19 protein-coding genes are annotated in these 24819 nt (G+C 60.8%); 16 read left to right on the plus strand and 3 right to left on the minus strand.

The features are described from left to right. Nucleotides 1–9: 9 nt before the first annotated feature. The 8 genes from fdxH (at nucleotide 10) to ABIC80_RS05875 (ending at nucleotide 9520) form a co-directional block, all read left to right on the plus strand. Nucleotides 10–888, plus strand: coding sequence for a formate dehydrogenase subunit beta (gene fdxH, locus ABIC80_RS05840; protein ID WP_094419908.1), 879 nt, complete (start codon nucleotides 10–12; stop codon nucleotides 886–888). Continuing rightward, nucleotides 881–1522 (plus strand): formate dehydrogenase-N subunit gamma, encoded by a 642-nt coding sequence (gene fdnI / locus ABIC80_RS05845; protein WP_429175969.1) that lies wholly within the window; start codon nucleotides 881–883, stop codon nucleotides 1520–1522. The genes fdxH and fdnI overlap by 8 nt, the downstream gene beginning before the upstream one ends. A gap of 117 nt (nucleotides 1523–1639) precedes the next feature. Continuing rightward, nucleotides 1640–3427 carry a malto-oligosyltrehalose trehalohydrolase gene (treZ, locus tag ABIC80_RS05850; RefSeq protein ID WP_429175972.1) on the plus strand — a complete coding sequence of 596 codons (1788 nt, stop codon included), beginning with the start codon at nucleotides 1640–1642 and terminating at the stop codon, nucleotides 3425–3427. Nucleotides 3428–3468: 41 nt separating this feature from the next. After that, entirely contained in the window at nucleotides 3469–5934 is a 2466-nt protein-coding gene (treY, locus tag ABIC80_RS05855) for a malto-oligosyltrehalose synthase (protein WP_429176488.1), read from the plus strand. 63 nt (nucleotides 5935–5997) lie between these two features. Next, the gene (gene glgX / locus ABIC80_RS05860) at nucleotides 5998–8073 is read left to right on the plus strand and encodes a glycogen debranching protein GlgX (protein ID WP_200133540.1); all 2076 of its coding nucleotides are present in this window, start codon (nucleotides 5998–6000) and stop codon (nucleotides 8071–8073) included. A gap of 141 nt (nucleotides 8074–8214) precedes the next feature. After that, nucleotides 8215–8646, plus strand: coding sequence for a hypothetical protein (locus tag ABIC80_RS05865; RefSeq protein WP_023478826.1), 432 nt, complete (start codon nucleotides 8215–8217; stop codon nucleotides 8644–8646). Continuing rightward, nucleotides 8636–9187, plus strand: a complete 552-nt coding sequence (locus ABIC80_RS05870) for an RNA polymerase sigma factor (protein WP_429175975.1) — start codon at nucleotides 8636–8638, stop codon at nucleotides 9185–9187. Before ABIC80_RS05865 ends, ABIC80_RS05870 begins: the two co-directional genes overlap by 11 nt. Nucleotides 9188–9214: 27 nt before the next feature. Then, entirely contained in the window at nucleotides 9215–9520 is a 306-nt protein-coding gene (locus ABIC80_RS05875; RefSeq protein ID WP_429175977.1) for a hypothetical protein, read from the plus strand. On the opposite strand, the gene ABIC80_RS05880 is transcribed toward ABIC80_RS05875, so the two are convergent. Continuing rightward, nucleotides 9521–10849, minus strand: coding sequence for a glycoside hydrolase family 10 protein (locus ABIC80_RS05880; RefSeq protein ID WP_429175979.1), 1329 nt, complete (start codon nucleotides 10847–10849; stop codon nucleotides 9521–9523). An 87-nt stretch (nucleotides 10850–10936) separates the two neighbouring features. After that, nucleotides 10937–11395, minus strand: a complete 459-nt coding sequence (locus ABIC80_RS05885; protein WP_429175981.1) for a DUF943 family protein — start codon at nucleotides 11393–11395, stop codon at nucleotides 10937–10939. Nucleotides 11396–11513: 118 nt separating this feature from the next. Between ABIC80_RS05885 and ABIC80_RS05890 the strand changes: the two genes are divergently transcribed. The 8 genes from ABIC80_RS05890 (at nucleotide 11514) to ABIC80_RS05925 (ending at nucleotide 24034) form a co-directional block, all read left to right on the plus strand. Beyond that, nucleotides 11514–12731 (plus strand): nitrate- and nitrite sensing domain-containing protein, encoded by a 1218-nt coding sequence (locus ABIC80_RS05890; protein WP_429175983.1) that lies wholly within the window; start codon nucleotides 11514–11516, stop codon nucleotides 12729–12731. Nucleotides 12732–12986: 255 nt separating this feature from the next. After that, a complete protein-coding gene (locus ABIC80_RS05895; protein WP_429175986.1) occupies nucleotides 12987–14249 on the plus strand; it encodes an ABC transporter substrate-binding protein in 1263 nt (420 codons plus the stop codon). A gap of 12 nt (nucleotides 14250–14261) precedes the next feature. Beyond that, entirely contained in the window at nucleotides 14262–15182 is a 921-nt protein-coding gene (ntrB, locus tag ABIC80_RS05900) for a nitrate ABC transporter permease (RefSeq protein WP_312278624.1), read from the plus strand. Continuing rightward, a complete protein-coding gene (locus tag ABIC80_RS05905; protein WP_200580165.1) occupies nucleotides 15183–15980 on the plus strand; it encodes an ABC transporter ATP-binding protein in 798 nt (265 codons plus the stop codon). It abuts the gene before it with no gap. A gap of 11 nt (nucleotides 15981–15991) precedes the next feature. Then, nucleotides 15992–20149 carry a nitrite reductase large subunit NirB gene (gene nirB / locus ABIC80_RS05910; RefSeq protein WP_429175988.1) on the plus strand — a complete coding sequence of 1386 codons (4158 nt, stop codon included), beginning with the start codon at nucleotides 15992–15994 and terminating at the stop codon, nucleotides 20147–20149. After that, nucleotides 20146–22779 (plus strand): molybdopterin-dependent oxidoreductase, encoded by a 2634-nt coding sequence (locus ABIC80_RS05915; RefSeq protein WP_429175991.1) that lies wholly within the window; start codon nucleotides 20146–20148, stop codon nucleotides 22777–22779. The genes nirB and ABIC80_RS05915 overlap by 4 nt, the downstream gene beginning before the upstream one ends. Nucleotides 22780–22829: 50 nt before the next feature. Further along, entirely contained in the window at nucleotides 22830–23525 is a 696-nt protein-coding gene (locus ABIC80_RS05920) for a transporter substrate-binding domain-containing protein (protein WP_429175994.1), read from the plus strand. Further along, on the plus strand, nucleotides 23522–24034 hold the full coding sequence (locus ABIC80_RS05925) for a GNAT family N-acetyltransferase (protein ID WP_429175996.1): 513 nt from the start codon (nucleotides 23522–23524) through the stop codon (nucleotides 24032–24034). Before ABIC80_RS05920 ends, ABIC80_RS05925 begins: the two co-directional genes overlap by 4 nt. Nucleotides 24035–24313: 279 nt before the next feature. On the opposite strand, the gene ABIC80_RS05930 is transcribed toward ABIC80_RS05925, so the two are convergent. Continuing rightward, entirely contained in the window at nucleotides 24314–24793 is a 480-nt protein-coding gene (locus ABIC80_RS05930; RefSeq protein WP_429175998.1) for an RES family NAD+ phosphorylase, read from the minus strand. Nucleotides 24794–24819: the final 26 nt, after the last annotated feature.

A 24819-nucleotide genomic window follows, 5' to 3' on the forward strand; every position in this document is an offset into this window, starting at 1 on the left:
GGCGCGACGATGCAATCACAAGACATTATCAAACGCTCGGCGACCAGCGATCTGACCCCGCCGCCGCAGGCGCGGGATTTTCGTGCCGAAGTAGCGAAGCTTATCGACGTCACCACCTGTATTGGCTGCAAAGGCTGCCAGGTAGCCTGTTCCGAGTGGAACGATATTCGCGATGACGTGGGCCACTGCGCCGGGGTGTATGACAACCCGCTCGATCTGAGTGCCAAATCCTGGACGGTGATGCGCTTTAGCGAAACGACGCAAAACGCGCGGCTGGAGTGGCTGATCCGCAAAGATGGCTGCATGCACTGCACGGAGCCGGGCTGCCTGAAAGCCTGCCCCTCGGCGGGGGCTATCGTGCAGTACGCCAACGGCATTGTCGATTTCCAGTCTGAGCACTGTATCGGCTGCGGCTACTGCATTGCCGGCTGTCCATTCAACATTCCTCGCCTCAACCCGGACGACAACCGGGTCTACAAATGCACGCTCTGCGTCGATCGCGTCAGCGTTGGCCAGGAGCCAGCCTGCGTCAAAACCTGCCCGACCGGGGCGATCCAGTTTGGCACTAAAGCGGAGATGCTTGAGCATGGCGAGGCGCGCGTCGCGCAGCTGAAAAAACGCGGCTATTTGCAGGCGGGGCTCTATAACCCGGCGGGCGTCGGCGGCACTCATGTGATGTACGTTCTGCATCACGCCGACAAGCCTGAGCTGTACCACAATCTGCCCGCCGATCCGCAGGTGGCGACGCCGGTAAACCTGTGGAAAGGGATCCTTAAACCGCTCTCCGCCGCCGGGTTTATCGCCACCTTTGCCGGGCTGCTGTTCCACTACATCGGCGTTGGGCCGAACAGGGAAACGGACGATGACGAGGAGAATGGTCATGAGTAAGAGCACGACTATCCTGCGCACCAAATTTTTCGATCGCGCCTGCCACTGGACGATGGTGATCACCTTTTTCCTCGTGGCGCTGTCGGGCATTGCGCTCTTTTTCCCGTCGCTGCAATGGCTGACGCAAACCTTCGGCACCCCGCAGATGGGGCGCATTTTGCACCCCTTTTTCGGTGTCGGCGTGTTCCTGCTGCTGATGGTGATGTTTGTCCGCTTTGTCCATCACAACATCCCGGATAAAAAAGATCTGCCGTGGCTGAAGGGCATTGTCGAGGTGTTAAAGGGCAATGAGCACAAGGTCGCCGACGTGGGCAAATACAACGCCGGGCAGAAGATGATGTTCTGGACCATCATGAGCATGATTTCGGTTCTGCTGGCGACGGGCATCATCATCTGGCGACCGTGGTTCGCGCACTTTTTCCCCGTTGCGCTGGTGCGCTGGTGCCTGCTACTTCACGCTACCTCAGCGATTATCCTGCTGCTCGCCATCCTCGTGCATATCTACATGGCCTTCTGGGTGAAAGGCTCGATCACCGGGATGATTGAGGGAAGAGTGAGCCGCCGCTGGGCTAAAAAGCACCATCCGCGCTGGTACCGCGAGGTCGAAGCGCAGGAGGACAAGCAGAGACAATAACCGCCATCGCCCGGTATACAGCGCTGTACCGGGCGACGTACACCTCCGACCTGCGCCCATCGGGTTGCCAATTATCGTCTATGATTGTTCATCGTGGCATCGTGGAGAGGTAATTGCATGGCGACCAAAACGTTTTCAAAAACATGGGGTGCAGAGCGACTGGCCGACGGCGCGGTTCGCTTCCGTTTATGGGCCACCGGTCAGCAGAGCGTAACGCTACGTCTTGACGGGCAAGAGAAGCCGATGACGCGTAGCGAAGAGGGGTGGTTTGAAACCACCGTCTCCCGCGTGAATGCAGGCGCGCAGTATCAATTTGTCCTCGCCGACGGTATGGCGATCCCCGATCCCGCTTCGCGCGGCCAGCTGGCTGAGGTTAACGGCCCGTCGCTGGTTGTCGATCCGGAAAGCTATCAGTGGCAACACGCTGACTGGCAGGGCCGCCCGTGGGAAGAGGCGGTGGTTTACGAATTACACATTGGCACCTTTACGCCGCAGGGCACCTTTCAGGCGGCGATCGAAAAATTACCCTATCTCGCCGAGCTTGGCGTCACCATGGTTGAGGTGATGCCGGTCTCGCAATTTGGCGGCACCCGCGGCTGGGGCTATGACGGCGTGCTGCTCTATGCGCCGCACTCCGCCTACGGCACGCCGAACGATTTCAAAGCTTTTGTTGACGCTGCCCACGGCTACGGCCTGTCGGTGGTGCTCGATATCGTGCTTAACCACTTTGGGCCGGAGGGCAACTACCTGCCGCTGCTGTCGCCCGATTTCTTCCACAAAGAGCGCCAGACGCCGTGGGGCGCAGGCATCGCGTATGATGTCGACGCCGCGCGCGCCTATATTAGCGAAGCGCCGCTCTACTGGCTGCATGAGTACAACCTCGACGGCCTGCGTTTCGATGCCATCGACCAGATTGAGGACACCAACGAGCCGCATATCCTGGTTGAGATCGCCAAACGCATTCGCCAGGAGATCACCGACCGCCCGATCCATCTCACCACCGAAGACAGCCGCAATATCGTCTCGCTCCATCCGCGTGATGAGTCCGGCACCGCCACGCTCTTTACCGGCGAGTGGAACGATGATTTCCACAATGCGGTACACGTCTTCGCCACCGGCGAGACCCATGCTTATTACGAAGATTTTGCCGACAGCCCGGAAAAATGGGTGGCGCGCGTGCTGGCTGAAGGCTTTGCCTACCAGGGCGAAGTGTCGCAGCACGCGGGCGAACCGCGCGGCGTCGACAGCACCCAACAACCGCCGGTGGCGTTTGTCGACTTTATCCAGAACCATGACCAGGTAGGCAACCGCGCGCAGGGCGATCGCCTCATCTCATTAGCCGGAGCCGATCGCACCCGCGTGATGCTCGCAACGCTGCTGCTGTCGCCGCATATTCCGCTGCTGTTTATGGGCGAAGAGTATGGCGAAACCAACCCGTTCCTCTTCTTTACCGATTTCCACGGCGATCTGGCAAAAGCGGTGCGCGAAGGGCGCACGCGCGAATTTGAAGGCCACGCCGGGCATGAAGGGGAAGATGTGCCCGATCCGAACGATCCGGAAACCTTCACCCGCTCGCAGCTCGACTGGACGCGTCCGCACAGCGTGGAAGGGCAGCGCTGGCTGGCGTTCAGCCGTGAACTGCTCGCCCTGCGCCAGCAGCACATTGTGCCGCTATTGCGCGGCGCAACCCGCCAGCAGGGCGAGATTATTGCCACCGCGCCCGGTTTTATCGCCGTGCGCTGGGCGCTGCCGCAGGGCACGCTCTCTATGGCGCTGAATATCGGTACGGCCAGCCAGCCGCTACCGGAACTGTCAGGCGAAACGCTTTTTGCCTGGCCTGAGGCGGGTGCCGAACTGGCGCAGAATGCCATTATTGTTCGTTTATCGCAGGGAGAAGCCGAGTGAGCACGCCAACCGCAACCTACCGCCTGCAGTTTCGTAACGGCATGACCTTTGAGCGCGCCGTGGCGCTGGTGCCCTATATCAAAAAGCTGGGCATCAGCCACCTTTATGCATCACCGATTTTTACCGCTACCTCCGGCTCCACGCACGGGTATGACGTCACCGACGCTAACGAGATCGACCCGACTCTTGGCGGTCGGGAAGGCTTCGACAAGCTGGCGCAGGCGCTGAAAGCCGCCGGGCTGGGGCTGATCATCGATATCGTGCCGAACCATATGGCCGCCTCGCTGGAGAACGCCTGGTGGCGCGATGTGATCGCTAAGGGTGAAAAGAGCCCATGGGCGCGCCATTTTGATATCGACTGGTCGCGCCGCCTGACGCTGCCGTTCCTCGGCGAAGATTTCGACGCTGTGGTGGAGAAGGGCGAACTGAAAGTGGAAGCCGACCCGCAAACCGGTAAACCAGCGTTTGTCTATTACGAGAGCGTCTACCCGCTGGTGGAAGAGAGCTGGCAGGGGCGCGAGCAGGAGATTATTGGCCTGACCGATGCGGCGAAAATCGCCGAATTGCACGAACAGCAGCCCTGGCGGCTGATGAGCTGGCGCGATGCAGCCAGCGATCTCTCCTATCGCCGCTTCTTTGAGATCACCGGCCTCGTCGGCATGCGCGTGGAAGATGATCAGGTGTTTGATGACACCCACAAACTGATCCTCGAACTGGTGCACAGCGGCGCAGTCGATGGCCTGCGCGTCGATCACGTCGACGGCCTTGCCGACCCGCGCGGTTACCTGATGCGCCTGCGGCAGAAAGCGGGCGATGAGTGCCATATCACCGTTGAGAAGATCCTCGGTAAAGGTGAGCATCTGCCCGACGACTGGCCGGTTTCCGGCACCACCGGGTATGAGTTTATCGCTGCGCTCTCCGATGTGCTGGTTGATGATGAGAATCTCGACGGCCTGCGCGAGGCTTACGATCAGGTGGTCGGTAAACCGGTCGACATGAAAGCAGAGCTGCGCTCGGCGAAGCTGTTGATGGTCGATCGTAACTTCGCCGGTGAGTTCAGCGTGCTGCTGCGCCTTGCCGGTGGCATCGCCGGGCATGAAGCTTCTGCACCCGCTGAAGATGCACTACGCCAGGCATTGCGCGAGCTGCTGATCGCCTTCCCGGTCTATCGCACCTACGGCACAGCGCAGGGTCTGCCGCCTGCCGACCTGGCACTGCTGCAAAAAGTGGTTTCGAAAGTGAAGGCCAGCAGCTTTGCCCCGGAGCCAACCGCGCTCGACTTTATTACCCGTATTCTGACCGGCGATCTGCCTGACAGCGCGCGTGAAGAGGCTGCCCGTTTCCGCACCCGCTTCCAGCAACTGACCGGGCCGCTGATGGCCAAATCGGTGGAAGATACGCTCTTCTTCCGTCAGAACATGGATCTCGCCCTCAACGAAGTGGGTGCCGAGCCGTTACGCCGTAACTTTTCCCTTGTCCGTTTCCATCAGGAGATGCAGACACGGCTTGAGAAACAGCCCGATGCGCTCTCCGGCACCTCAACCCACGACACCAAGCGCGGCGAAGATGCCCGCGCCAGGCTCTACACCCTGACGGAAGCGCCCGCGCGCTGGGCGGAGTGCGTGACCCGCTGGCGTGAAATGAACAAAGAGAAAGTGAGCATGCTGGAGGATGGCGCTGCGCCACGTCCGGCGGTAGCGTGGATGATCTACCAGGCGCTGGCAGGCGTCTGGCCGGTGACGTTGCAGCCGGACGATGCCGAAGGGCTGAAAGCGCTGGAGGGGCGTTTTGTTGAGTTTGTCGAGAAGGCGCTGCGCGAAGCGAAACAGCGTACCGACTGGGTCGACAGCAACGATGCCTATGAAAGCGCGGTGCTGGACTACGTTCGCCACCTGCTTTCGCCGGATAATCAGCCATTTTTACAGGATTTCACCACATCTTTACTGCCATTTATCCGCGCCGGGCTGGTGAATAGCCTGACCCAGACGCTGATCAAACTGGCCGCGCCGGGCGTACCGGATATCTACCAGGGCAGCGAAGCGCTCAATTTCAGCCTCGTTGACCCGGACAACCGCCTGGAGCCGGACTACCCGGAACTGGAGCGCCTGCTCGATGCCCAGGAGCACGCCGACCCGCGTTTGCAGGAGGGGTGGTCGAGCGGTCAGCTGAAGCAATCCTTTATCGCGCGCCTGCTGCACCTGCGTCAGGAGAAACCGGCGCTGTTCCGCCACGGTGAGTATTTGCCGCTGAACGCCGACGGCGAGCAGGCGGATAATGTCATCGCCTTCGCGCGTGTTGATGAGGATGACGCGCTGATTGTGCTGGCACCGCGCCTGCTGTTTGGCGCGCTGGATGGCAGCCTGAACGGAGCGGTGATCCCGTTACCGGAGCGGCTGGCGCATCGCCATTACCGGGATATGCTTAGCGGAGAGGATGTGTTGCTCAACGATCGCGTCAATTTGCGATCGATTGGCGGTTTTACGTTTGCAGTACTGGTCAGCGCATAAAACGACTTTATGCGACTGGTTGGGTTAAGTCAGGTGACGCTCTAAATAAGAGAAAGAGGGATCATGTCTAACGGTAAGCCATATCACATCACGGCGGGGCACGGCCAGCAACTCGGTGCGAATTACGACGGTGAGGGCGTGAACTTTGCGCTCTTTTCAGCTCACGCTCATCGCGTGGAACTCTGCTTATACGATCCGAGCGGCAAACAGGAGATTGCCCGCCTGGAACTGCCGGAATATACCCATGAAATCTGGCACGGCTACGTGCCCGGCCTGAAACCCGGCGCCCTTTACGGCTACCGTGTGCATGGCCCGTACGACCCGGAAAACGGTCATCGCTTCAACCCCAACAAACTGCTGGTTGACCCGTATGCGCGGGAGCTGGTTGGCGATATTGAGTGGAACGAAGCGCACTTCGCCTACGATCTGCTGCACGAAGATAAAGATTTAACCTTTGACGAGCGCGACAGCGCGCCGTTTACGCCGAAGTGCCGGGTTATCGATCCCAACGAGTTTGAGTGGCAGGATCAAAACCGGCCGAATATCGCCTGGCCGAGCGCCATCATTTACGAAACCCACGTTAAGGGCTTCACCCAGCTTAATCAGGGCATCCCGCAGGATCTGCGCGGCACCTTTGAAGGGATGGGGCACAAGGCGACGGTCGACTATATCAAGAGCCTCGGCATCACCTCGGTAGAGCTGCTGCCGGTGCACTGGTTCCCGGACGATCAGCACCTGCTCGATAAAGGGCTGCACAACTTCTGGGGCTACAACACCCTCGGTTTCTTTGCGCCCGCCTCGCGTTACTACGGCCCGCGCGGCATCCAGGGGTTCCGCGACATGGTGCGCGCCTTCCACGATGCCGGTATCGAGGTGATCCTCGACGTGGTCTATAACCACACCGCCGAAGGTAATGAACTCGGCCCGACGCTCTCCTTTAAGGGCATTGACAACTTCTCTTACTACCGTACGCTGCCGGATCAGCATCGTTACTACATCAACGATACCGGTACCGGCAACACGGTGAACACCTCCCATCCGCGCGTGCTGCAAATGGTGACGGACTCCCTGCGCTACTGGTCGGAATCGATGCATATCGACGGTTTCCGCTTCGACCTCGGCACCATTCTTGGCCGCGAGCCGGAAGGGTTTGACCAGCGCGGCGGCTTCTTCGACGCCATCACCCAGGATCCGGTGCTCTCAAAGCTGAAACTGATTGGTGAGCCGTGGGATATCGGCCCTGGCGGTTACCAGGTTGGCGGCTTCCCGCCGGGCTGGGCGGAGTGGAACGACAAATACCGCGATACGCTGCGTGAATACTGGAAGGGCGATAACGTCTCGACCGATTTCGCTGCCCGTCTGCTCGGCTCCGGCGATCTCTACGATCTGCGCGGGCGTCGTCCGTGGGCGAGCGTCAACTTCATCACCGCCCACGACGGTTTTACGCTTAACGACCTGGTGTCGTATAACGAAAAACATAACGAGGCGAACGGCGAAGATAACAACGACGGTCACAATGACAACCGCTCCTATAACTACGGCGCGGAAGGCCCGACCGACGATGAAGGCATCAACGCCGTGCGCGAGCGCCAGAAACGCAACTTCCTCGCCACGCTGCTCTTCTCCCACGGCACGCCGATGCTGCTGGCGGGCGACGAGTTTGGCCGCAGCCAGTCCGGGAATAACAACGGTTACTGCCAGGATAGCGAGATCTCCTGGATTCATTGGGACACCTTAAACGGCGCGAACGAAGCGCTGCGCGAGTTTACCCGCCAGGTGATTGAACTGCGCGCCGCGCAGCCGCTGCTGCGCCGCGAAAACTGGCGCGACGGGATGGAGATCAAGTGGTACAACGCCGGCGGCGGCGAGCAGCTGCCGGAACAGTGGGAAGAGGGAACCACGCTCGGCGTCTATATTGGCCGCGCCGATCTGCAAGAGGAAGAGGGCATCTGGCACGACGTGCTGATGCTGTTCAACCCGTTTGAAGGCAACGTACCGTTCCGCATTCCGCAGTTTGGCGAAGGCGGCTGGGTGCTGGAGCTGACCACCTCCGATACGGTGAAACGCGGGATCGTTATCACCAAAGAGAAGGATTTCGAGCTGGAAGGCCGCAGCATCGCGCTGTTCCGCCGCCCGTAATAGTTTCCTGTTACTCCGCACTTTTTCAGGCGCACTCGTTGCGCCTGTTTTTTTATTTCACTTTTTTAGCAATATTTCCCGCGCTCGTTCGTCTACTTCATCACAGGCATTTATTCGCTAATCTGATGAGGAAGAAAAACAATGAGAGATTTTCATATGAATGAACGGCAGCACGGTTTTGGCCGCCATCGTGGCGCGAAGCCGCTGATCATTGGCGCCGCGCTGTTTGTGGTGCTCGGCCTGGTGGTGATGTCGCTGTGGAACGCGCTGTTGCCAGAGATCCTTGGGGTAAAGAGCATCGGCTTCTGGCAGGCGCTCGGGATCCTGGTGCTGTCGCGCATTCTCTTTGGCGGCCTCGGTTTTCGCCCCGGCATGTTCGGCATGGGCCGCGCGCACCGGCGCATGCATGAGCGCTGGATGGCGATGACGCCGGAGCAGCGTGAAGAGTTTGTCGAAAAACGCCGGGAAGGTTTTCGCCGCCACGGCCACTGCGGCTGGCACGAACGTCGCGGTGAGCCGGAGCAGCAGCGTCCGAACGCGGGTGAGCGCGATGACCCGCGTCATGACGACTGAGTCCGCACTTGTCACGGCGCTGAACGCCTGCCGCTCAAAGCTGAAAGCCTTTATCCGCAGCCGCTCGCTGGTGAAAGAGGAGAGCGAAGATATCCTCCAGGAGATCAGCTGGCAGTTAATGAAGGTTGAGCAGCCGGTGGAGAATGTCGCCGCCTGGCTGTTTCGCGCCGCGCGCAACGAGATGACCGACCGGGCGCGTAAAAAGCGCGAAGTGCCATTATCGGGCCTGTTTGCTGACGGTGATGAGGAGTCAGACTTCGTTGAAGATGAGGTAGCCGAAACGCTGTTTGGCATCGCCCAGACGCCGGAAGAGGAGTATCTGAAGGGGCTTTTATGGGAGGAGCTGGGTCAGGCGCTGGCAGAGCTGCCCGAAGCCCAGCGTGAGGTGTTCGAAAAAACCGAGTTACAGGGTTACACTTGCAAAGCCCTGGCGCAGGAGCTGGGCGTCAGCGTGCAGACCCTGCTGTCGCGCAAGCATAAAGCGGTGCTCTATCTGCGCGCGCGGATGCAAACGCTCTATGACGCGCTGACCGGGGAGTAACTGAAGGCCACCAGGAAGGAGAAGGGCGTGACGGATGAGGAGCTAACTCGCCTCGTGCATGACAAAAGCGACTACCGCAAGCGGCTGGATCTGATTGCCCGCCTGCAACAGGAGCAGAGTGCGCGCAGCACACAAGCGCTGGTCACGCTGGCGAAAGAGGATTTTGTCTTCGCCGTGCGCCACGCGGCATGGGAGGCGTTAAGGGAGCGTGGCGTGGCGCTGAAAGAGCCACGGCTACGCTCGCGCTTTGCGGACTGGCTGGAGAGAGTGCTTCATCGAATAGGGCGCTTTTTCAGCGTCATCACCGATTACTGGTGGTTCTGGCACTGGTAATTACCGCCCCCAGCGCCCCTGTAGATAGTCCACCGCCTGGCGGGTCTGCGGCTGCGCCAGGTAACCTTCGCGGAACAGGATCGTCCCCGCAATACCCGGCAGGGTTTCATTCATCTCAATCTGCTTTCTCAGCTCCGGCACGCCGCCATCGCGCGTCCACTCCGGCTCCGTTCTGGACGGCTCACCCACTTTATAGAGCGCCACGCCAATATAGAGCTTAGTGTTTGTCGGTTTCACCACCTGCGCCCACCACTTCGCCAGCACATCGTAGCGCGCGGCATCGCGGGTAAAGGGCCAGTAGATCTGCGGCGCAATATAGTCGAGCAGCCCCTGCTGCACCCAGCGGCGGGTATCGGCAAAGGATTCATCATAAGCTGCCGCGCCACGCGTCTCTGAACCTGCCGGATCGAACGAGCGGTTACGCCAGACGCCCGCCGGGCTGACGCCAAACTGCACGTTAGGGTTAAGTTGCTTGATGGTGCGCGACACCTGCTCGATCAACAGCTGGGTGTTGTGGCGCCGCCAGTCAGCTTTGGCGACAAAACCTTGCCCATACTGGCGAAACGTCTGGCTGTCGTTCAGCGCTGAACTGGCCGTTTCGCTGTAGAAGTAGTCATCAAACTGCACGCCATCCACCGGGTAGCGCGCTACCACCTCGGCGATAATGCTGGTGATCCAGTCGCGCACTTCCGGAATACCGGGGTCGAGCACATAACGGTCGCCCGCCGTGCGGATCCACTCCCGGTGCAGAACAAAAATCGACGCCGGGCGCAGGGAGAGGGTGCGGTTAAGCTCCGCGACCGTGGAGGGTTTGGTATTGGTCGAGACGCGGTAAGGGTTAAACCAGGCGTGCACCTTCATGCCGCGCTGGTGCGCCTCATCCAGAATAAATTGCAGCGGATCGTAACCCGGATCCTGACCAATCACCCCGGTAAGCGTATCCGACCACGGCAAAATTTTTGACGGCCACAGCGCGGTAGCGTCCGGCTTCACCTGGAAGAAGACGGTGTTAATGCCGAGGCGTTGCAGCTTATCGAGCTTGGCGATCAGCGCCGCCTTCTGCTGCTCGACGCGCTGCGCCGGGCTGAGGGTCACCGAGTTGATCGGCGGCCAGTCGAGACGGGAAACCGTCGCCAGCCAGATGCCGCGCATAGTTTGCGGCTGGTTCAGCCCGCCATCGGGCAGCGGCTGTTTGCTCACCGGCGGGTTCGGCGTCACAAGGGATTTCGGCGCTTTCGACGCGCAGCTGGCCAGCAGCAACGCAGCCATCAGCACGGCCATCTTTTTCAGGCGGCCTGTGCGGGTAACACAACGCGAGTGTGTGGTCATAGGTTTCTGTTTTTTCAGCGAGATACGGGGCAAATACATTCTGGTCGGATTACCGGCTAAGTCAAACAATTCAGTGAGTGAATATATCTACCTAACGGTAAAGTTCTCGTGAACACGTTTCAGGCTGCCGTCCGGCCTCTCCTCGTAACTGGTTTCACCAAAGCTATAAACGGTTTTCTTGCCAGGATGGATGAAAATCAGCATCACCATCTCTTTATAGATGCAGTTTTCCGGCGCGCTGATATCGGTAAAGCAGTTGTAGTCATCAATACTGCCGTCGCGGGTGCCTGTCGGCAGGCGATCGTAGCGATCGAAGTTCATGATGATCACTACGGCTTTACCAGGGCGCACCAGCAGGGGAAACTGCTTTTGCCGCGCCGCGCGGTTCTCGCGCCACCAGTTCACTTTGCCTTTCTCGCTTAACGGCAGGTTTTTCACGTAGAGCGCGCTGTCATCGGCTCTGATGACCTGCGGCGTGCGCAGAAAGAGCCACGCCAGCCAGACCACGCCGATAAGTAACAGCAGTGCCGCCGTTTTTTTCACCATATCCCGAACCTCTCCCTGTGATGTGAAGTGGCATTCTCACCCGCCCGCGCCTGATGTCAATCGCGGCGGCACACTTCTTGCTTTAGTGAGGCTACGGTTTTCTGGAGAAGGGTGTGCGATGACGCTTTCAGCTCTCGATTTTGTGCTCGCCTCGCGGCGCAGCGAAATCACCGGCCTGCAGCAGCTGTTGCAGATGGGCAAGCTGGTCGGTGCGGTGAGCCAGCTTATTCATCTGCTGCAACGCGAGCGCGGCACGGCCAATATTTTTCTCTGCTCGCAGGGGAAAACCTGGGGCGGGCGGCTGCGCGAGCGGGCAGAGCAGGTGGAGCGCGCCGCGCAGGCGGTGCATCAGCAGCTGGCAACGCTCGATCAGGAGGGGTTGGCGCGGGGCAACGCCGCGCGGCTTTTTAGCCGCATCGCCAGCGTGCTGCACAGCCTGAGCACGCTGCCGCCGCTGCGCGAGCAGGTGCAGCAGCTCGCCATTGCCCAGCCGGAAGCGATGCAGCGCTACAACGAGGTGATCCGCTGCCATCTGGCGCTGATCGTGGAAACGGCAGACACCTCCGGCGATCCCAGCGTCTCACGCGCATTGCTGGCACTGTTCAGCTTTATGCAGGGCAAAGAGCTGGCCGGGCAGGAGCGGGCGCTGGTGGCGGCAGGCTTTACCATTGGTTCGGTTGATGAGTCAGCGAGCCAGCAACTGGTGGAGCTGATTGATGCCCAGGAGCGCTGCTTTCACACCTTCAGCGAGTTTGCCGATGCTGCAAGCCTCGGGCTGTGGCAGCAACAGCAGCAGGAGGAGAGCCGCGAGCTGGAGCGCTTTCGCCGCCTCGCCTGTAGCCGCACGCTGCCGCCGGGTGAGCCAACGGAGGCGGCGCTGCGCTGGTTTGAGGTCACTACAATGCGTATCGATGCCATGAAACGTATTGAAGATGCACTTGAGAAGGCGGTGATGCAGTGCTGTCGCCAGCGTATTGCGGCGGCGCAGCGCGACGCCGAGCAGCAGCGTCAGGAGATCGCCCAGCTGCCGCAGGCTGAGGATCACTTTACGGCGCTGATCCCGCCGCAACTGAGCCGCGTGGTGCTGGAGCTGGTTGAGCAGCAGTCCCGCCAGTTGCAGGCGCTGGATGCCGAACTCGCCGGGCTGCGCGCCACCCTTGCCGAGCGCAAGCTGGTGGAGCGGGCGAAAAGCCTGCTAATGCAGCACCACGCGATGAGCGAGCCGCAGGCGCACAAAACCCTGCGCGAGATGGCGATGCAGCAGAATAAGAAACTGGCGGAGATCGCCGATGCGATGCTCTCCGTCGCCGCCGTCATGGGCAAAAAGCCCCTCTAACCCCAAAGGAGTAGCTGCACCGCAGGTGTGCATTTCACCGCCCGTTGCGGTGCAAATTGTGTGAGCCAACTCGCTAATCGCCTGTTTTTACAGGCATCAGAAACCTGGCACACATTCTGCTTATCTTATCTACGAAGGTGCTGGCTAATGGCGGCCAGCATCACTTCCCGGATAAAGGCGTCCGTTAGCGTTCAGGAGACTGAGCGCTAACCGGACGCTTTTTTTTTGCCCTTTTTCAACTGACAGGATGCCGCAATGACGCAAGACGATGACAACACCGTGAGTAAACTTTCGCGCCGCCGCTTTCTGGCGGGCAGCGCGGCGCTGGGCGGCAGCCTGCTGATCCCGGGCCTGATGAACAGCGTATGGGCGGCAGGTTCAGACGCACCGGAGAAGAAGACCCTGCGCGTCGGCTTTATCCCGCTCACCGACTGCGCCCCGGTGGTGATGGCGGCGGTGAAGAAGTTTGATGAGAAGTACGGCATCACCATTATCCCGAGTAAAGAGTCGAGCTGGGCCTCGGTGCGCGACAAGCTGCTCTCCGGCGAACTGGATGCCGCCCATGTGCTTTACGGCATGGTCTACGGCTTGCAACTCGGCGTCTCTGGCCCGCAGCGCGAGATGGCGGTGCTGATGACCCTCAACAACAACGGCCAGGCGATCACCTTATCGAACCAACTGAAAGCAGCGGGCGTTACCGATGGCGCATCGCTGAAAAAGGTGATCGCCGCCAGCCCGCAGGGCACCTACACCTTTGCGCAGACCTTCCCGAGCGGCACCCACGCCATGTGGCTCTACTACTGGCTGGCGAATGCCGGGATCGATCCCTTTGCCGACGTGCGCAATGTGGTGGTGCCGCCACCGCAGATGGTGGTGAACATGAAGATTGGCAACATGAGCGGCTTCTGCGTTGGCGAGCCGTGGAACCAGCGCGCCATTCTTGACGGCATCGGCTTTACCGCCGCCACCAGCCAGCAGATTTGGCCCGATCATCCGGAAAAGGTGCTCGGCACCACCTCGGCGTGGGTCTCGGCAAACGGCAATGCAGCGCGCGCCCTGACCGCCGCGGTGCTGGAGGCCTCGCGCTGGATCGACGCCTCCGATGAAAACCGCCGCGAAACGGCAAAAACCATCGCCGCCCGCGCCTATATCAACACCGCCGTTGAGACCATCGAAGGGCGGATGCTCGGTCACTATGAAGATGGATTAGGGAAGACGTGGCAGGACGCTCATGCGATGCGCTTCTTCAACGATGGCGCGGTGAGCTACCCGTGGCTCTCCGACGGCATCTGGTTTCTGACCCAGCAAAAACGCTGGGGCCTGCTGAAAAGCGATCCCGACTACCTCGCCGTCGCGCGCCAGATCAACCGCAGCGAACTCTACAAACATGCTGCAACGGCGGTGGGCGGTATCAGCGTGCCCACAAGCTCGATGCGCAGCAGCACCCTGATTGACGGAAAAGTGTGGGACGGCAGCGATCCTGCGGCCTACGCCAACAGTTTTGCCATCCACCGCTAAGTGAGGCCAAGAATGTCTGCGAACACCCAACCGAAAGTGATCCCGCTGGAGCCCACGCCGCAGAGCGCGGCGATTGTGCCGCTGAAGAGCGCCGCGCCACAGGCTGCGCCTTTAGTGGCAAAACGCGCGCCGGTAAACCGCCTGCGCAGTATGCTGCAACGCGTTATTACCGCCGCAATTCCCGGCCTGCTCGGCGCAGTTGTGCTGATCGCCCTCTGGCAGGTGGCGGCGCTCAACAGCAAAGGCTTTCCGACACCGCTGCAAACCTGGGAAGCGGCAAAAACCCTCTTCGCCGAGCCGTTCTATATCGACGGGCCGAATGATATGGGCATCGGCTGGAACGTGCTCGCCTCCCTTGAGCGCGTGGCGCTCGGCTTTGGTCTGGCGGCGCTGGTCGGCATTCCCGTTGGCTTTCTGATTGGCCGTTTCCGCTTTATCGCCCGCATGTTTGGCCCGTTGATCGCGCTGCTGCGCCCGGTCAGCCCGCTGGCCTGGCTGCCGATTGGTCTGCTGCTGTTTCAGCGCGCCGAACCGGCCTCGACGTGGACGATTTTTATCTGCTCCATCTGGCCGATGATCCTCAACACCGCCGAAGGGGTGATGCGTATTCCGCAGGATTATCTCAACGTCGCGCGCGTTTTGAAGCTCAGTGAGTTCACCGTGATGCGCAAAATCCTCTTTCCCGCCGTGCTGCCGCACATCCTCACCGGCGTGCGCTTATCGATCGGTATCGCCTGGCTGGTGATTGTCGCCGCCGAGATGCTGACCGGCGGCGTCGGCATCGGTTTCTGGATCTGGAATGAGTGGAACAACCTCAATGTGCAAAACATTATCATCGCCATTCTGCTGATTGGCGTGGTGGGGATGGCGCTGGAGCAGGGGCTGATGGCCATTGCCCGCCGTTTTAGCTACGACACTCGCCGGGAGTCATAAATGAAAAAGACGCACGCCATTATCCGGGTCGAAAACGTGACCCAAACCTTTGCCACCGCCAGTGGGCCGTTTGTCGCCCTTGATGATGTCAGCTTTACCATCGCCCAGGGGGAGACGGTGAGCCTGATTGGCCACTCCGGCTGCGGGAAATCAACGCTCTTAAACCTGATTGCCGGGCTGAGCCGCCCGACGCAGGGGGTTTTGCTATGCGATAACCAGGAGATCGTCGGCCCCGGCCCCGAGCGCGGGGTGGTGTTTCAAAACCACTCCCTGCTGCCGTGGCTGACGGCGGCGGAGAATGTCGCGCTGGCAGTACACCAGGTGTTTAAGGGCGAGATGAGCAAAAGCGAGATGCAGGCGTGGATCGCCCACAACCTCGAACTGGTGCATATGGGGCATGCGATGCATAAGCGCCCCGGCGAGATCTCCGGCGGCATGAAGCAGCGCGTCGGCATTGCCCGGGCGCTGGCGATGAAGCCGAAAGTGTTGCTGATGGATGAGCCTTTCGGCGCACTCGATGCCCTGACGCGTGCCCATTTGCAGGATGCGGTGATGGAGATCCAGACCCAGCTCAACACCACCATTGTGCTGATCACCCATGACGTCGACGAAGCGGTGCTGCTTTCTGACCGGGTCATGATGATGACCAACGGCCCGGCGGCGAAAGTTGGCGAGGTGCTGGAGGTGACGCTGCCGCGTCCGCGCTCGCGGCTGGCGCTGGCTAACGATGCGCAGTTTCATCACTACCGCCAGCAGGTGCTGCACTTCCTGCATGAAAAACATAAAGCCGTGGCCTGAGGAGTACGCCGATGGAGAAACCGCGTCTGATAGTGATTGGCAACGGCATGGCGGGCGCACGGCTTGTGGCACAGCTCTGCGAACGCGCGCCAGACCGCTTTAACATTCTGCTGATCGATGAGGAGGCGAGAGCGGCCTATAACCGCATTCTGCTGACGCCGGTGCTGGCGGGCGAGAAAACCTTCGATGAAATTGTGATGCATGACGAGGCCTGGTATGCCCGCCACGGCGTGACGTGGCTTGCGGGTCAGCCGGTGACGGCGATCGATCGCGCCTCCCGCACCGTTTGCGTTGGCGGGGAATCACTCGCTTACGACCAGTTGGTGATCGCCACCGGTTCACGCCCCTTTATGCCGCCGCTGCCCGGCATCGATCTACCCGGCGTCTACGCCTTTCGCCAGCAGGCGGATGTTGAGGCGATGCTGAGCCACCTCAGCGCCGGAGAAACAGCCGTGGTGCTGGGCGGCGGGGTGCTGGGAATTGAAGCCGCGGCGGCGCTGGCGCAGCGCGGTATTCACAGCGTGATTGTGCATCGCGGCCCGCACCTGATGGATCAACAGCTGGATGCGCACGCGGCAACGCTGCTGCAAACGAGCCTCAACGCACGCGGCATCGACACGCTGCTGGCGGCAGAGACGCGCGCCTGCTGCGCCGATGCCAAGGGACGAATCAGCGCGGTGGAGTTGCAGGATGGACGGCGGATCCCGGCGCAGGGCGTGGTGGTCTGTGCCGGTGTGCGACCCAATATCGCCCTCGCGCAGGCCGCCGGGCTGGCGTGCGATCGCGGCATCCTGGTGGATGGTCACTTGCGCACCAACGATGCGGCGATTTCAGCGATCGGCGAGTGCTGTCAGTTCGGTGAGATCACCTTCGGGCTGGTGGCGCCCTGCTGGCGGCAGGCGGAGACCCTTGTCGCAAGGCTTGTTGGTGAAGCGGACGCGCCTTTCGTGCTTGAAGAGGTGCCGCTGCGCCTGAAAGTGAGCGGCCTCGATCTCTACTGCGCTGGCACGCGCGACGGCGATGCGCTTTACACCGCAACCGACCCGTTTACCGGCGATTATCGCCGCCTGGTGATGAGCGATAACCAGCTGCGCGGCGTGCTGCTGTGGGGCGATATCAGCGACGGGCCGGGTTACTTCGCCCGGCTTAATACCCCCGGCCAGCCGGGCCTCTTTACCCCTGAAGAGGATCTTCCCCCCATTCTGAACCAGCCGTTATCCACTGAGATAGCGAGGAGCGATGTGATGTCAAAACCCGTTTTAGTTGTCGCCGGACACGGCATGGTCGGCCACCACTTTCTGCAACAACTGGTGGAGCGTGAACTGCATCTGCGCTACCAGGTAATTGTCTTTGCCGAGGAGTCGGTTCCGGCCTATGACCGCGTGCATCTCTCCGCCTGGTTCTCCGGGCGCAGCGCCGCATCGCTGTCGATGGTGGAAGAGGGCTTTTTCGAGGCCACCGGCATTGAGCTGCGCCTGAATCAGGGGATTACGCAGATCGACCTTCAGCACCGTTTTGTCGTCGATAAACTGGGTCGCCAGACGGCCTGGGATCGGCTGGTGCTGGCGACCGGTTCATCGCCTTTTGTCCCGCCGATCCCCGGTAATGATGCGCCGGGGTGCCTGGTCTACCGTACTCTCGACGATCTGGCGGCGATCAAAGCCTGTGCCGACGAGGGCAAGTGTGGCGTGGTGGTCGGCGGCGGCCTGCTTGGGCTGGAAGCGGCGAACGCGCTGCAAAACCTCGGCCTGCAAACCCATGTGGTGGAGTTTGCGCCGCGGTTGATGGGCGTGCAGCTGGATGAAGGCGGAGCAGCGATGCTGCGGCGCAAAATCGAAGCCCTTGGCGTGCAGGTGCATACCGGCAAAGAGACGCGCGAAATCGTCGCCGGAGAGACCAGCCGCTATCGCATGAACTTTGCCGATGGCACTTTTCTGGAAACCGATCTGGTGCTCTTCTCGGCAGGCATTCGCCCGCGCGATAACCTGGCGCGTGACTGCGGTCTGGCGATTGGGCCGCGCGGCGGCATTGTGATTGATGATCAGTGCCGCACCTCCGATCCTGACGTCTTCGCCATTGGCGAGTGCGCGCTGTGGAACGGGCAGATTTTCGGCCTCGTCGCGCCAGGGTATCAGATGGCGCGCACGCTGGCGGAGACACTGGCGGACGGTGAAGCGGCATTTACCGGCGCGGACATGAGCACCAAGCTGAAGCTGCTTGGCGTTGAAGTGGCGTCGATTGGCGATGCCCACGGCCGCGCGCCGGGCAGTGAGAGCTACAGCTGGGTTGATGGCCCGGCGGAGATCTACAAAAAAATTGTCGTCTCAGAGGATGGCAAAAAGCTGCTCGGCGCGGTGCTGATTGGCGACAGCGAGTCTTACAGCACGCTGTTGCAGATGATGCTCAATGAGATGCCGCTGCCCGCGCGGCCCGAGACGCTGATCCTGCCTGCCAGCAGCGGGGAGGCAGCGCCAACACTGGGTGTCGCTGCACTGCCCGACAGCGCGCAGATCTGCTCCTGTCATAACGTCAGCAAGGCGGATATCTGCGGCGCGGTGAATAGCGGCTGTAGTGATATGGCGGCGATAAAATCCTGCACCAAAGCGGCGACCGGCTGCGGCGGCTGCGCGGCGCTGACCAAACAGGTGATGGAGTTCGCGCTTGAAGAGATGGGCGTCGAGGTGAAAAAGGATCTCTGCGAACACTTTCCGTACTCGCGCCAGCAGATCTACCACCTGGTGCGGGTGGGCAATATCCGCACCTTTGATGAGTTGCTGGCGAAACACGGGCGCGGGCACGGGTGCGAAATCTGCAAACCGCTGGTTGGCTCGGTGCTCGCCTCCTGCTGGAATGAGTACCTGCTGAAGCCGCAGCACCTGCCGTTGCAGGATACCAACGACCGCTTTTTCGCCAATATCCAGAAAGATGGCACCTACTCCGTGGTGCCGCGCATTCCCGCAGGGGAAATCACGCCGGACGGGCTAATTGCCATCGGGCAGATTGCGCGGCGCTATAACCTCTATACCAAGATCACCGGCGGCCAGCGCGTCGATCTGTTTGGCGCGCGCCTCGAACAGCTGCCGGAGATTTGGCAGCAGCTGGTTGAAGCCGGGTTTGAGACCGGGCATGCCTATGGCAAATCCCTGCGCACGGTGAAATCCTGCGTCGGCTCCAACTGGTGCCGCTATGGCGTGCAGGACTCCACCGCGCTGGCGCTGCAACTGGAGCACCGTTACAAAGGGCTGCGCTCGCCGCACAAAATCAAGATGGCGGTCTCCGGCTGCACCCGCGAATGCGCCGAAGCGCAGAGTAAGGACGTTGGCGTGATCGCCACCGAGAAGGGCTGGAACCTCTATGTCTGCGGCAATGGCGGCATGAAGCCACGCCACGCCGATCTGCTGGCGCAGGATTTGAGCACCGAGGCATTAATCCGCACCGTCGATCGCTTTTTAATGTTCTACATCCGCACCGCCGACCGCCTGCAACGCACCAGCACCTGGATGGATAATCTCGACGGCGGCATGGCTTACCTGCGCGAGGTGGTGCTGGAGGATAGCCTGAACATCGCCGCCGAGCTGGAGAGCGAGATGCAGACGGTGATCGACGCTTATCAGTGCGAATGGCAGACCACGCTCTCGGACCCGGATCGGCTGGCGCTGTTCCGCCCGTTTGTTAACAGTGACCAGCCCGATGAAGGGGTGGTGATGGTGCCGGAGCGCCAGCAGATCCGCCCGGCAACGGCGCAGGAGCGCGCCGCGTTGCCTTCTGCTACGCACAAACCGCTACCGCAGGGCTGGGTCGATCTCTGCCCATTATCGGAGATCCCGCACCATGCGGGGATGGCGGCGCGGCTCGGCCATCAGCAAATCGCGCTCTTCCATCTGCCGGATCATCCGCAGCAGGTGTTTGCCCTCAGCAACCATGAACCGGATAGCGAGGCAAACGTGCTGGCGCGCGGCCTGCTGGGGGATGTTAACGGTGAACCGGTGGTGATTTCGCCGCTCTATAAGCAGCGCTTTCGCCTGCGCGATGGCCGCAGCCTCGATGATGAGCAGACCGCGCTCAGCGTCTGGCCGGTAAAAGTGGAGGGCGGGCGCGTGTGGGTGCTGGCGCAGCCGCAAAGCGTCGCGGCAGGGCGCGAACACCGTATCGCCACGGTGAGCCTGTGACGGGCGCGGCGGTTTCCACCACCTGCGCCTACTGCGGCGTCGGGTGCGGGGTGCATATGCAGCCTGAGGGACAAGGTTTTAGCGCCCAGGGCGATATGTTGCACCCGGCGAACCACGGGCAGCTCTGCGTGAAAGGCAGTGCGCTCGGCGAAACGCTGGATCTCGCCGGGCGACTGTTGCAGCCGGAGATCGACCAGCAGCCAGTAAGCTGGGAGCGCGCGCTGGATGCGGTGGCGGAAGGGTTGCAGCGGGTGATTGCGCAGTTCGGCCCGCAGGCGGTGGCCTTTTACGGCTCCGGCCAGCTGCTGACGGAGGATTACTATGTCGCCAATAAGCTGATGAAAGGGTTTATCGGCAGCGGCAATATGGACACCAACTCGCGCCTCTGTATGGCCTCGGCGGTGGTCGGCTATAAACGGGCGTTTGGTGCCGATGCGGTGCCGTGCAGCTATGAGGATCTGGAGCTTGCCGAGTGCGTGATCCTCACCGGCTCAAACACCGCCTGGGCGCATCCGGTGGTCTATCAGCGGCTGATGAGAGCCAAACAGGCGCGCCCGGAGATGCGCATTATCGTTATCGACCCGCGCATCACCGCCACCTGCGATCTCGCCGACCTCCACCTGCCGCTGCGCCCCGGCAGCGATGCGGCGCTGTTTTGCGGCGCGCTCCATTTTATGGCGCAGCAGGGCAAACTCGACAGGGAGTTTCTCAACCATTACACCACTGGCGCAGCGCAGACGCTGGCGGCGGTCGGGGAGTGGACGCCTGAGCGCACCGCCGACTATTGCCAGCTGCCGCAGGAGGCGCTGCGGGCCTTTTACCAGATGATTGCCGCCAGCGATACGCTGGTGACGCTCTACTCAATGGGCATCAATCAATCCACTTCCGGCGTTGATAAGTGCAACGCCATTATCAACCTCCATCTGGCGACGGGGAGAATCGGCCGCGCAGGATGCGGGCCGTTTTCGATAACCGGTCAGCCAAATGCGATGGGCGGCCGGGAAGTGGGCGGCCTGGCGAATCAGCTGGCTTCACATATGGGCTTCTCGCCGCAGGAGGTCGACCGCGTCGGGCGCTTCTGGAAGAGTGACAACGTCACAAAAAATCCCGGACTGAATGCTGTCGATCTCTTTCGCGCCGTGGAAAAGGGCGAGATAAAAGCGGTGTGGATTATGGGCACTAACCCGCTGGTCTCGCTGCCGGATGCCGATCGCGTGCGCGCCGGGCTGGCGCGCTGCGAGCTGGTGATTGTTTCGGATGTGATGCGCGACACCGATACCACCCGCGCAGCGCATATCCGCCTGCCAGCGCTGGCGTGGGGCGAGAAAAACGGCACCGTTACCAACTCTGAGCGCTGCATCTCCCGCCAGCGCGCCTTTCTGCCGCCACCGGGCGAGGCGCGCGCCGACTGGTGGATCATAAGCCAGGTGGCGCAGCGCATGGGGTTTGCCGACGCCTTTAGCTGGCAGCACCCGTCGGAGATCTTTTGCGAACATGCCGCACTGTCGGGGTTTGAAAATGAGGGCACGCGGGCGTTTGATATCAGCGGCCTGGCGACGCTCACACGTCAGCAGTGGGACGATCTTAACCCCATTCAGTGGCCAGTGAATGGGCTGCATCCCCACGGCACGGCGCGCTTATTTACCGATAATCGCTTCTTTTTTGCCGACGAGAAGGCACGCCTGATTGCCGTAACGCCGCGTCTGCCCGCCAACCCAACGACGCCGCGCTGGCCGCTGGTGATGAACACCGGGCGCATCCGCGATCAGTGGCACACCATGACGCGCAGCGGTAAGTCTTCCCGGCTGATGCAGCATATCAGCGAACCGTTTTGCCAGTTTCACCCCGACGATGCGCCGCAGATTAGCGCCGACGATCTGCTGCGCGTTTCATCAACACACGGCTGGCTGCTGCTGCGCGCGCAGCCGGATGCGCTGCAACCGCGCGGACGGGTGTTTGTGCCGATGCACTGGAACAGCGCCTTCAGCCAGCAGGCGAGAGTCGATGCGCTGATTGCCGCCGAGACCGATCCCCTTTCCGGCCAGCCGGAGAGTAAGCAGATGCCGGTCAATATTCAGCGCTGGCAGGCCGCCTGGCAGGGCGAACTCTTTCTGCGTGAAGATACGCTTTCCGCGCCGAAAATTGCCTACTGGAGCCGCATCACTCAGCCCGGCGTGACGCACTTTGCGCTCGCGGACAGTGCGTGGCCAACATCATGGATGGCGTGGCTGCGTGAACATGTTCTGGCTGACGCCTGGCTGTGCCAGCCTGCTGCCCTTGGCAGCGACGGCTTTAATCTGCTCGCCTGGGCGGATGGCGAACTGCAACTGGCCTTTTACGCGCACCGCCAGCGCCCGCAGCCGGACAGGGCAGCGGTCATCGCCGCCTTTTCCCGGCCGCCACAAAGCGCCGCACAACGCCTGGCGCTGCTGGCCGGGCGCAGCGCCAGCGGCAAAGCGCCTGCCGGTGCGACAATCTGTAGCTGTTTTGCTGTCGGTGAGCGGGCGATCGGCGAGGCGATTCAGTCCGGGTGCAACAGCGTCTTGCGCCTTGGTGAAAAGCTTAAGTGCGGCACCAACTGCGGTTCCTGTATTCCCGAGCTGAAAAGGTTGATTGCCCGCCAGCAGTGACGCGCGTCTGCTATCTTTTGAAGGCATAAACTGCTTTCAGGAGAAGCACTATGTCAGCCAGTCAACCGCTTCGTTTCGCCATCAATTTAGGTAACGCCGTGCTTGCCCGCCAGACCGCGGCGGGTGAGCCTGCCGGGATCACCGTTGAACTTGCCCGGCGGATTGCCGCCGATATGGCAAAAGAGGCGCAATTTATTACCTATCCGACCGCCGGAAAAGTGGTGGAGGATGCAGGGAACGGCGTCTGGGATATCGCTTTCCTTGCCGTCGATCCGAAACGCGAAGAGACATTACGCTTTACCCAGCCCTATATCACCATTCAGGGCACGGCGCTGGTAAAGGCGCAAAGCCCGTGGCTGAGCGTGGCGCAGATGGATAAACCCGGCGTGGTGATAAACGTCGGCCGGGGCGCGGCGTACGATCTCTACCTAACCCGCGAGCTTGATCACGCCACGCTCAATCGCCTGAGTTCATCCCAGGCGGCGATCGAGGCCTTTCTAAGTGGTGAGGGCGATATGGTCGCCGGGATCCGCCAGCCCCTTGAGCAAACGGCGGCTCAACACCCCGGATACCGCGTGCTGGAGGATGATTTTATGCAGATTGCCCAGGCGATCTGTCTGCCGCGCCAGCAGGATGCGCTCTATCACACGGTAGTGGAGAAGCTGACGCGCTGGCAGACAGAAGGGGTGGTTAAAGAGATAATCGACAGTGAACTGATTGCCTCGAATAATTCAGGAACCCAATGAATGACATCACTATTGCGCCAGCCCGCACCGGGCATCTCGCCGCGCTAAGAGAGATTGAACTCGCCGCTTTTGAAACGCTGCGGGCCGCCGGGGCGGTAAGCGGTGAACCGGCGGCCTCCAGCCTTGAAGATCTCGAACAGTTATCCCACGAAGGGTTGCTGTTGGTGGCTTTGACTGCCGACCAACAACCGGTCGGCTTTGCCGGGGCGCAGATCGTGGATAACTGGCTGCATATCGCCGAAATGGATGTTCACCCGGCATGGCAGCGCAAGGGGATTGGTCGCCAGCTGCTGCGGGCGCTGCTGAGCGCAGGAGAGAGGCGCGGTTTAGCGGGCGCGTCGCTGACCACCGATCGCTATGCGCCATTCAACGCTGGGTTTTACGCCTCACTGGGGTTTGAGCCGATCAAAGAGGAGGCGCTTTCGCCACGGCTTAAAAGCCTGATTGCCGCAGAAGCCGCAAGCGGGCTGGATGCGAAGCGGCGGATGGCGATGCAGCGTCCTTACTAAAACACAGGCAAAAAAAATGCCCTCACGGGAGGGCAGCAGAGTCAAAATACTATTTTTTCTTTTAGTACATCATCAGTTTTGCTCAGTCACGAGCGGGTCTTGATTAGGCAGGAGACACCGTCAAGACAAGAGTAAATATCGCATAAAAATAGTATCGATCAACAATAATTGCCTACCATAATTAATGGTTTTGCAATGATCTGAGATTTATCTGTGCTCAAAAAGCGTGTTAACACATACTTTTTTACATTGATAAACAATCTGTTATGTTCACAGGCTTCACGTCACCATCTCCACCTCGGGCTGCCCGGCGCCGCTATTCCAGCTAAACAGCACCAGATGCCAGAGACCCGGCGCTTTACGCGAAGGGTCGATCAATCCCGCCGCACCCACTGTTTCCAGCTGCTGACGCACGCGCCAGGAGGAGGGCGTGCCGCCCGAAGCGACAATCTCCTGCCACGGCGCAACGGCATCGGCGGGATCGATATCGGCGGCGGATAACGCAGCAGCGTTGCGTAAATCGAAAATGCGGGCGGCGTGAACGCGCAGTTGAATAATCTCCAGCTGCGCGCTGCGGTTCGCTTTATGCGCCTGCATCGCCGCGTCGACGCCCTCGGGCGAAGAACTGAGGTAGAGCGTCGGTTGATCGGCCCGCGAATATCTACCCGCGTTTCGCGACCCCGCCAGCGCCAGATCGCGGTACGCAGGATCGATTGCCCGGTAAAAAAGGCCATCAATGGTAGTAAGCGTTGGCAGCATGGTGAACTCCATGAAAAAAAGCAGGC

The organism is Kosakonia sp. 1610 (genome assembly GCF_050435845.1).
Lineage (GTDB): Bacteria > Pseudomonadota > Gammaproteobacteria > Enterobacterales > Enterobacteriaceae > Kosakonia > Kosakonia cowanii.

Coding starts and splice junctions, on each gene's coding strand:
- fdxH (WP_094419908.1), top strand. CDS start 10: ATGCAATCACAAGACATTATCAAACGCTCGGCGACCAGCGATCTGACC.
- fdnI (WP_429175969.1), top strand. CDS start 881: ATGAGTAAGAGCACGACTATCCTGCGCACCAAATTTTTCGATCGCGCC.
- treZ (WP_429175972.1), top strand. CDS start 1,640: ATGGCGACCAAAACGTTTTCAAAAACATGGGGTGCAGAGCGACTGGCC.
- treY (WP_429176488.1), top strand. CDS start 3,469: ATGACCTTTGAGCGCGCCGTGGCGCTGGTGCCCTATATCAAAAAGCTG.
- glgX (WP_200133540.1), top strand. CDS start 5,998: ATGTCTAACGGTAAGCCATATCACATCACGGCGGGGCACGGCCAGCAA.
- ABIC80_RS05865 (WP_023478826.1), top strand. CDS start 8,215: ATGAGAGATTTTCATATGAATGAACGGCAGCACGGTTTTGGCCGCCAT.
- ABIC80_RS05870 (WP_429175975.1), top strand. CDS start 8,636: ATGACGACTGAGTCCGCACTTGTCACGGCGCTGAACGCCTGCCGCTCA.
- ABIC80_RS05880 (WP_429175979.1), bottom strand. CDS start 10,849: ATGACCACACACTCGCGTTGTGTTACCCGCACAGGCCGCCTGAAAAAG.
- ABIC80_RS05885 (WP_429175981.1), bottom strand. CDS start 11,395: ATGGTGAAAAAAACGGCGGCACTGCTGTTACTTATCGGCGTGGTCTGG.
- ABIC80_RS05890 (WP_429175983.1), top strand. CDS start 11,514: ATGACGCTTTCAGCTCTCGATTTTGTGCTCGCCTCGCGGCGCAGCGAA.
- ABIC80_RS05895 (WP_429175986.1), top strand. CDS start 12,987: ATGACGCAAGACGATGACAACACCGTGAGTAAACTTTCGCGCCGCCGC.
- ntrB (WP_312278624.1), top strand. CDS start 14,262: ATGTCTGCGAACACCCAACCGAAAGTGATCCCGCTGGAGCCCACGCCG.
- ABIC80_RS05905 (WP_200580165.1), top strand. CDS start 15,183: ATGAAAAAGACGCACGCCATTATCCGGGTCGAAAACGTGACCCAAACC.
- nirB (WP_429175988.1), top strand. CDS start 15,992: ATGGAGAAACCGCGTCTGATAGTGATTGGCAACGGCATGGCGGGCGCA.
- ABIC80_RS05920 (WP_429175994.1), top strand. CDS start 22,830: ATGTCAGCCAGTCAACCGCTTCGTTTCGCCATCAATTTAGGTAACGCC.
- ABIC80_RS05925 (WP_429175996.1), top strand. CDS start 23,522: ATGAATGACATCACTATTGCGCCAGCCCGCACCGGGCATCTCGCCGCG.
- ABIC80_RS05930 (WP_429175998.1), bottom strand. CDS start 24,793: ATGCTGCCAACGCTTACTACCATTGATGGCCTTTTTTACCGGGCAATC.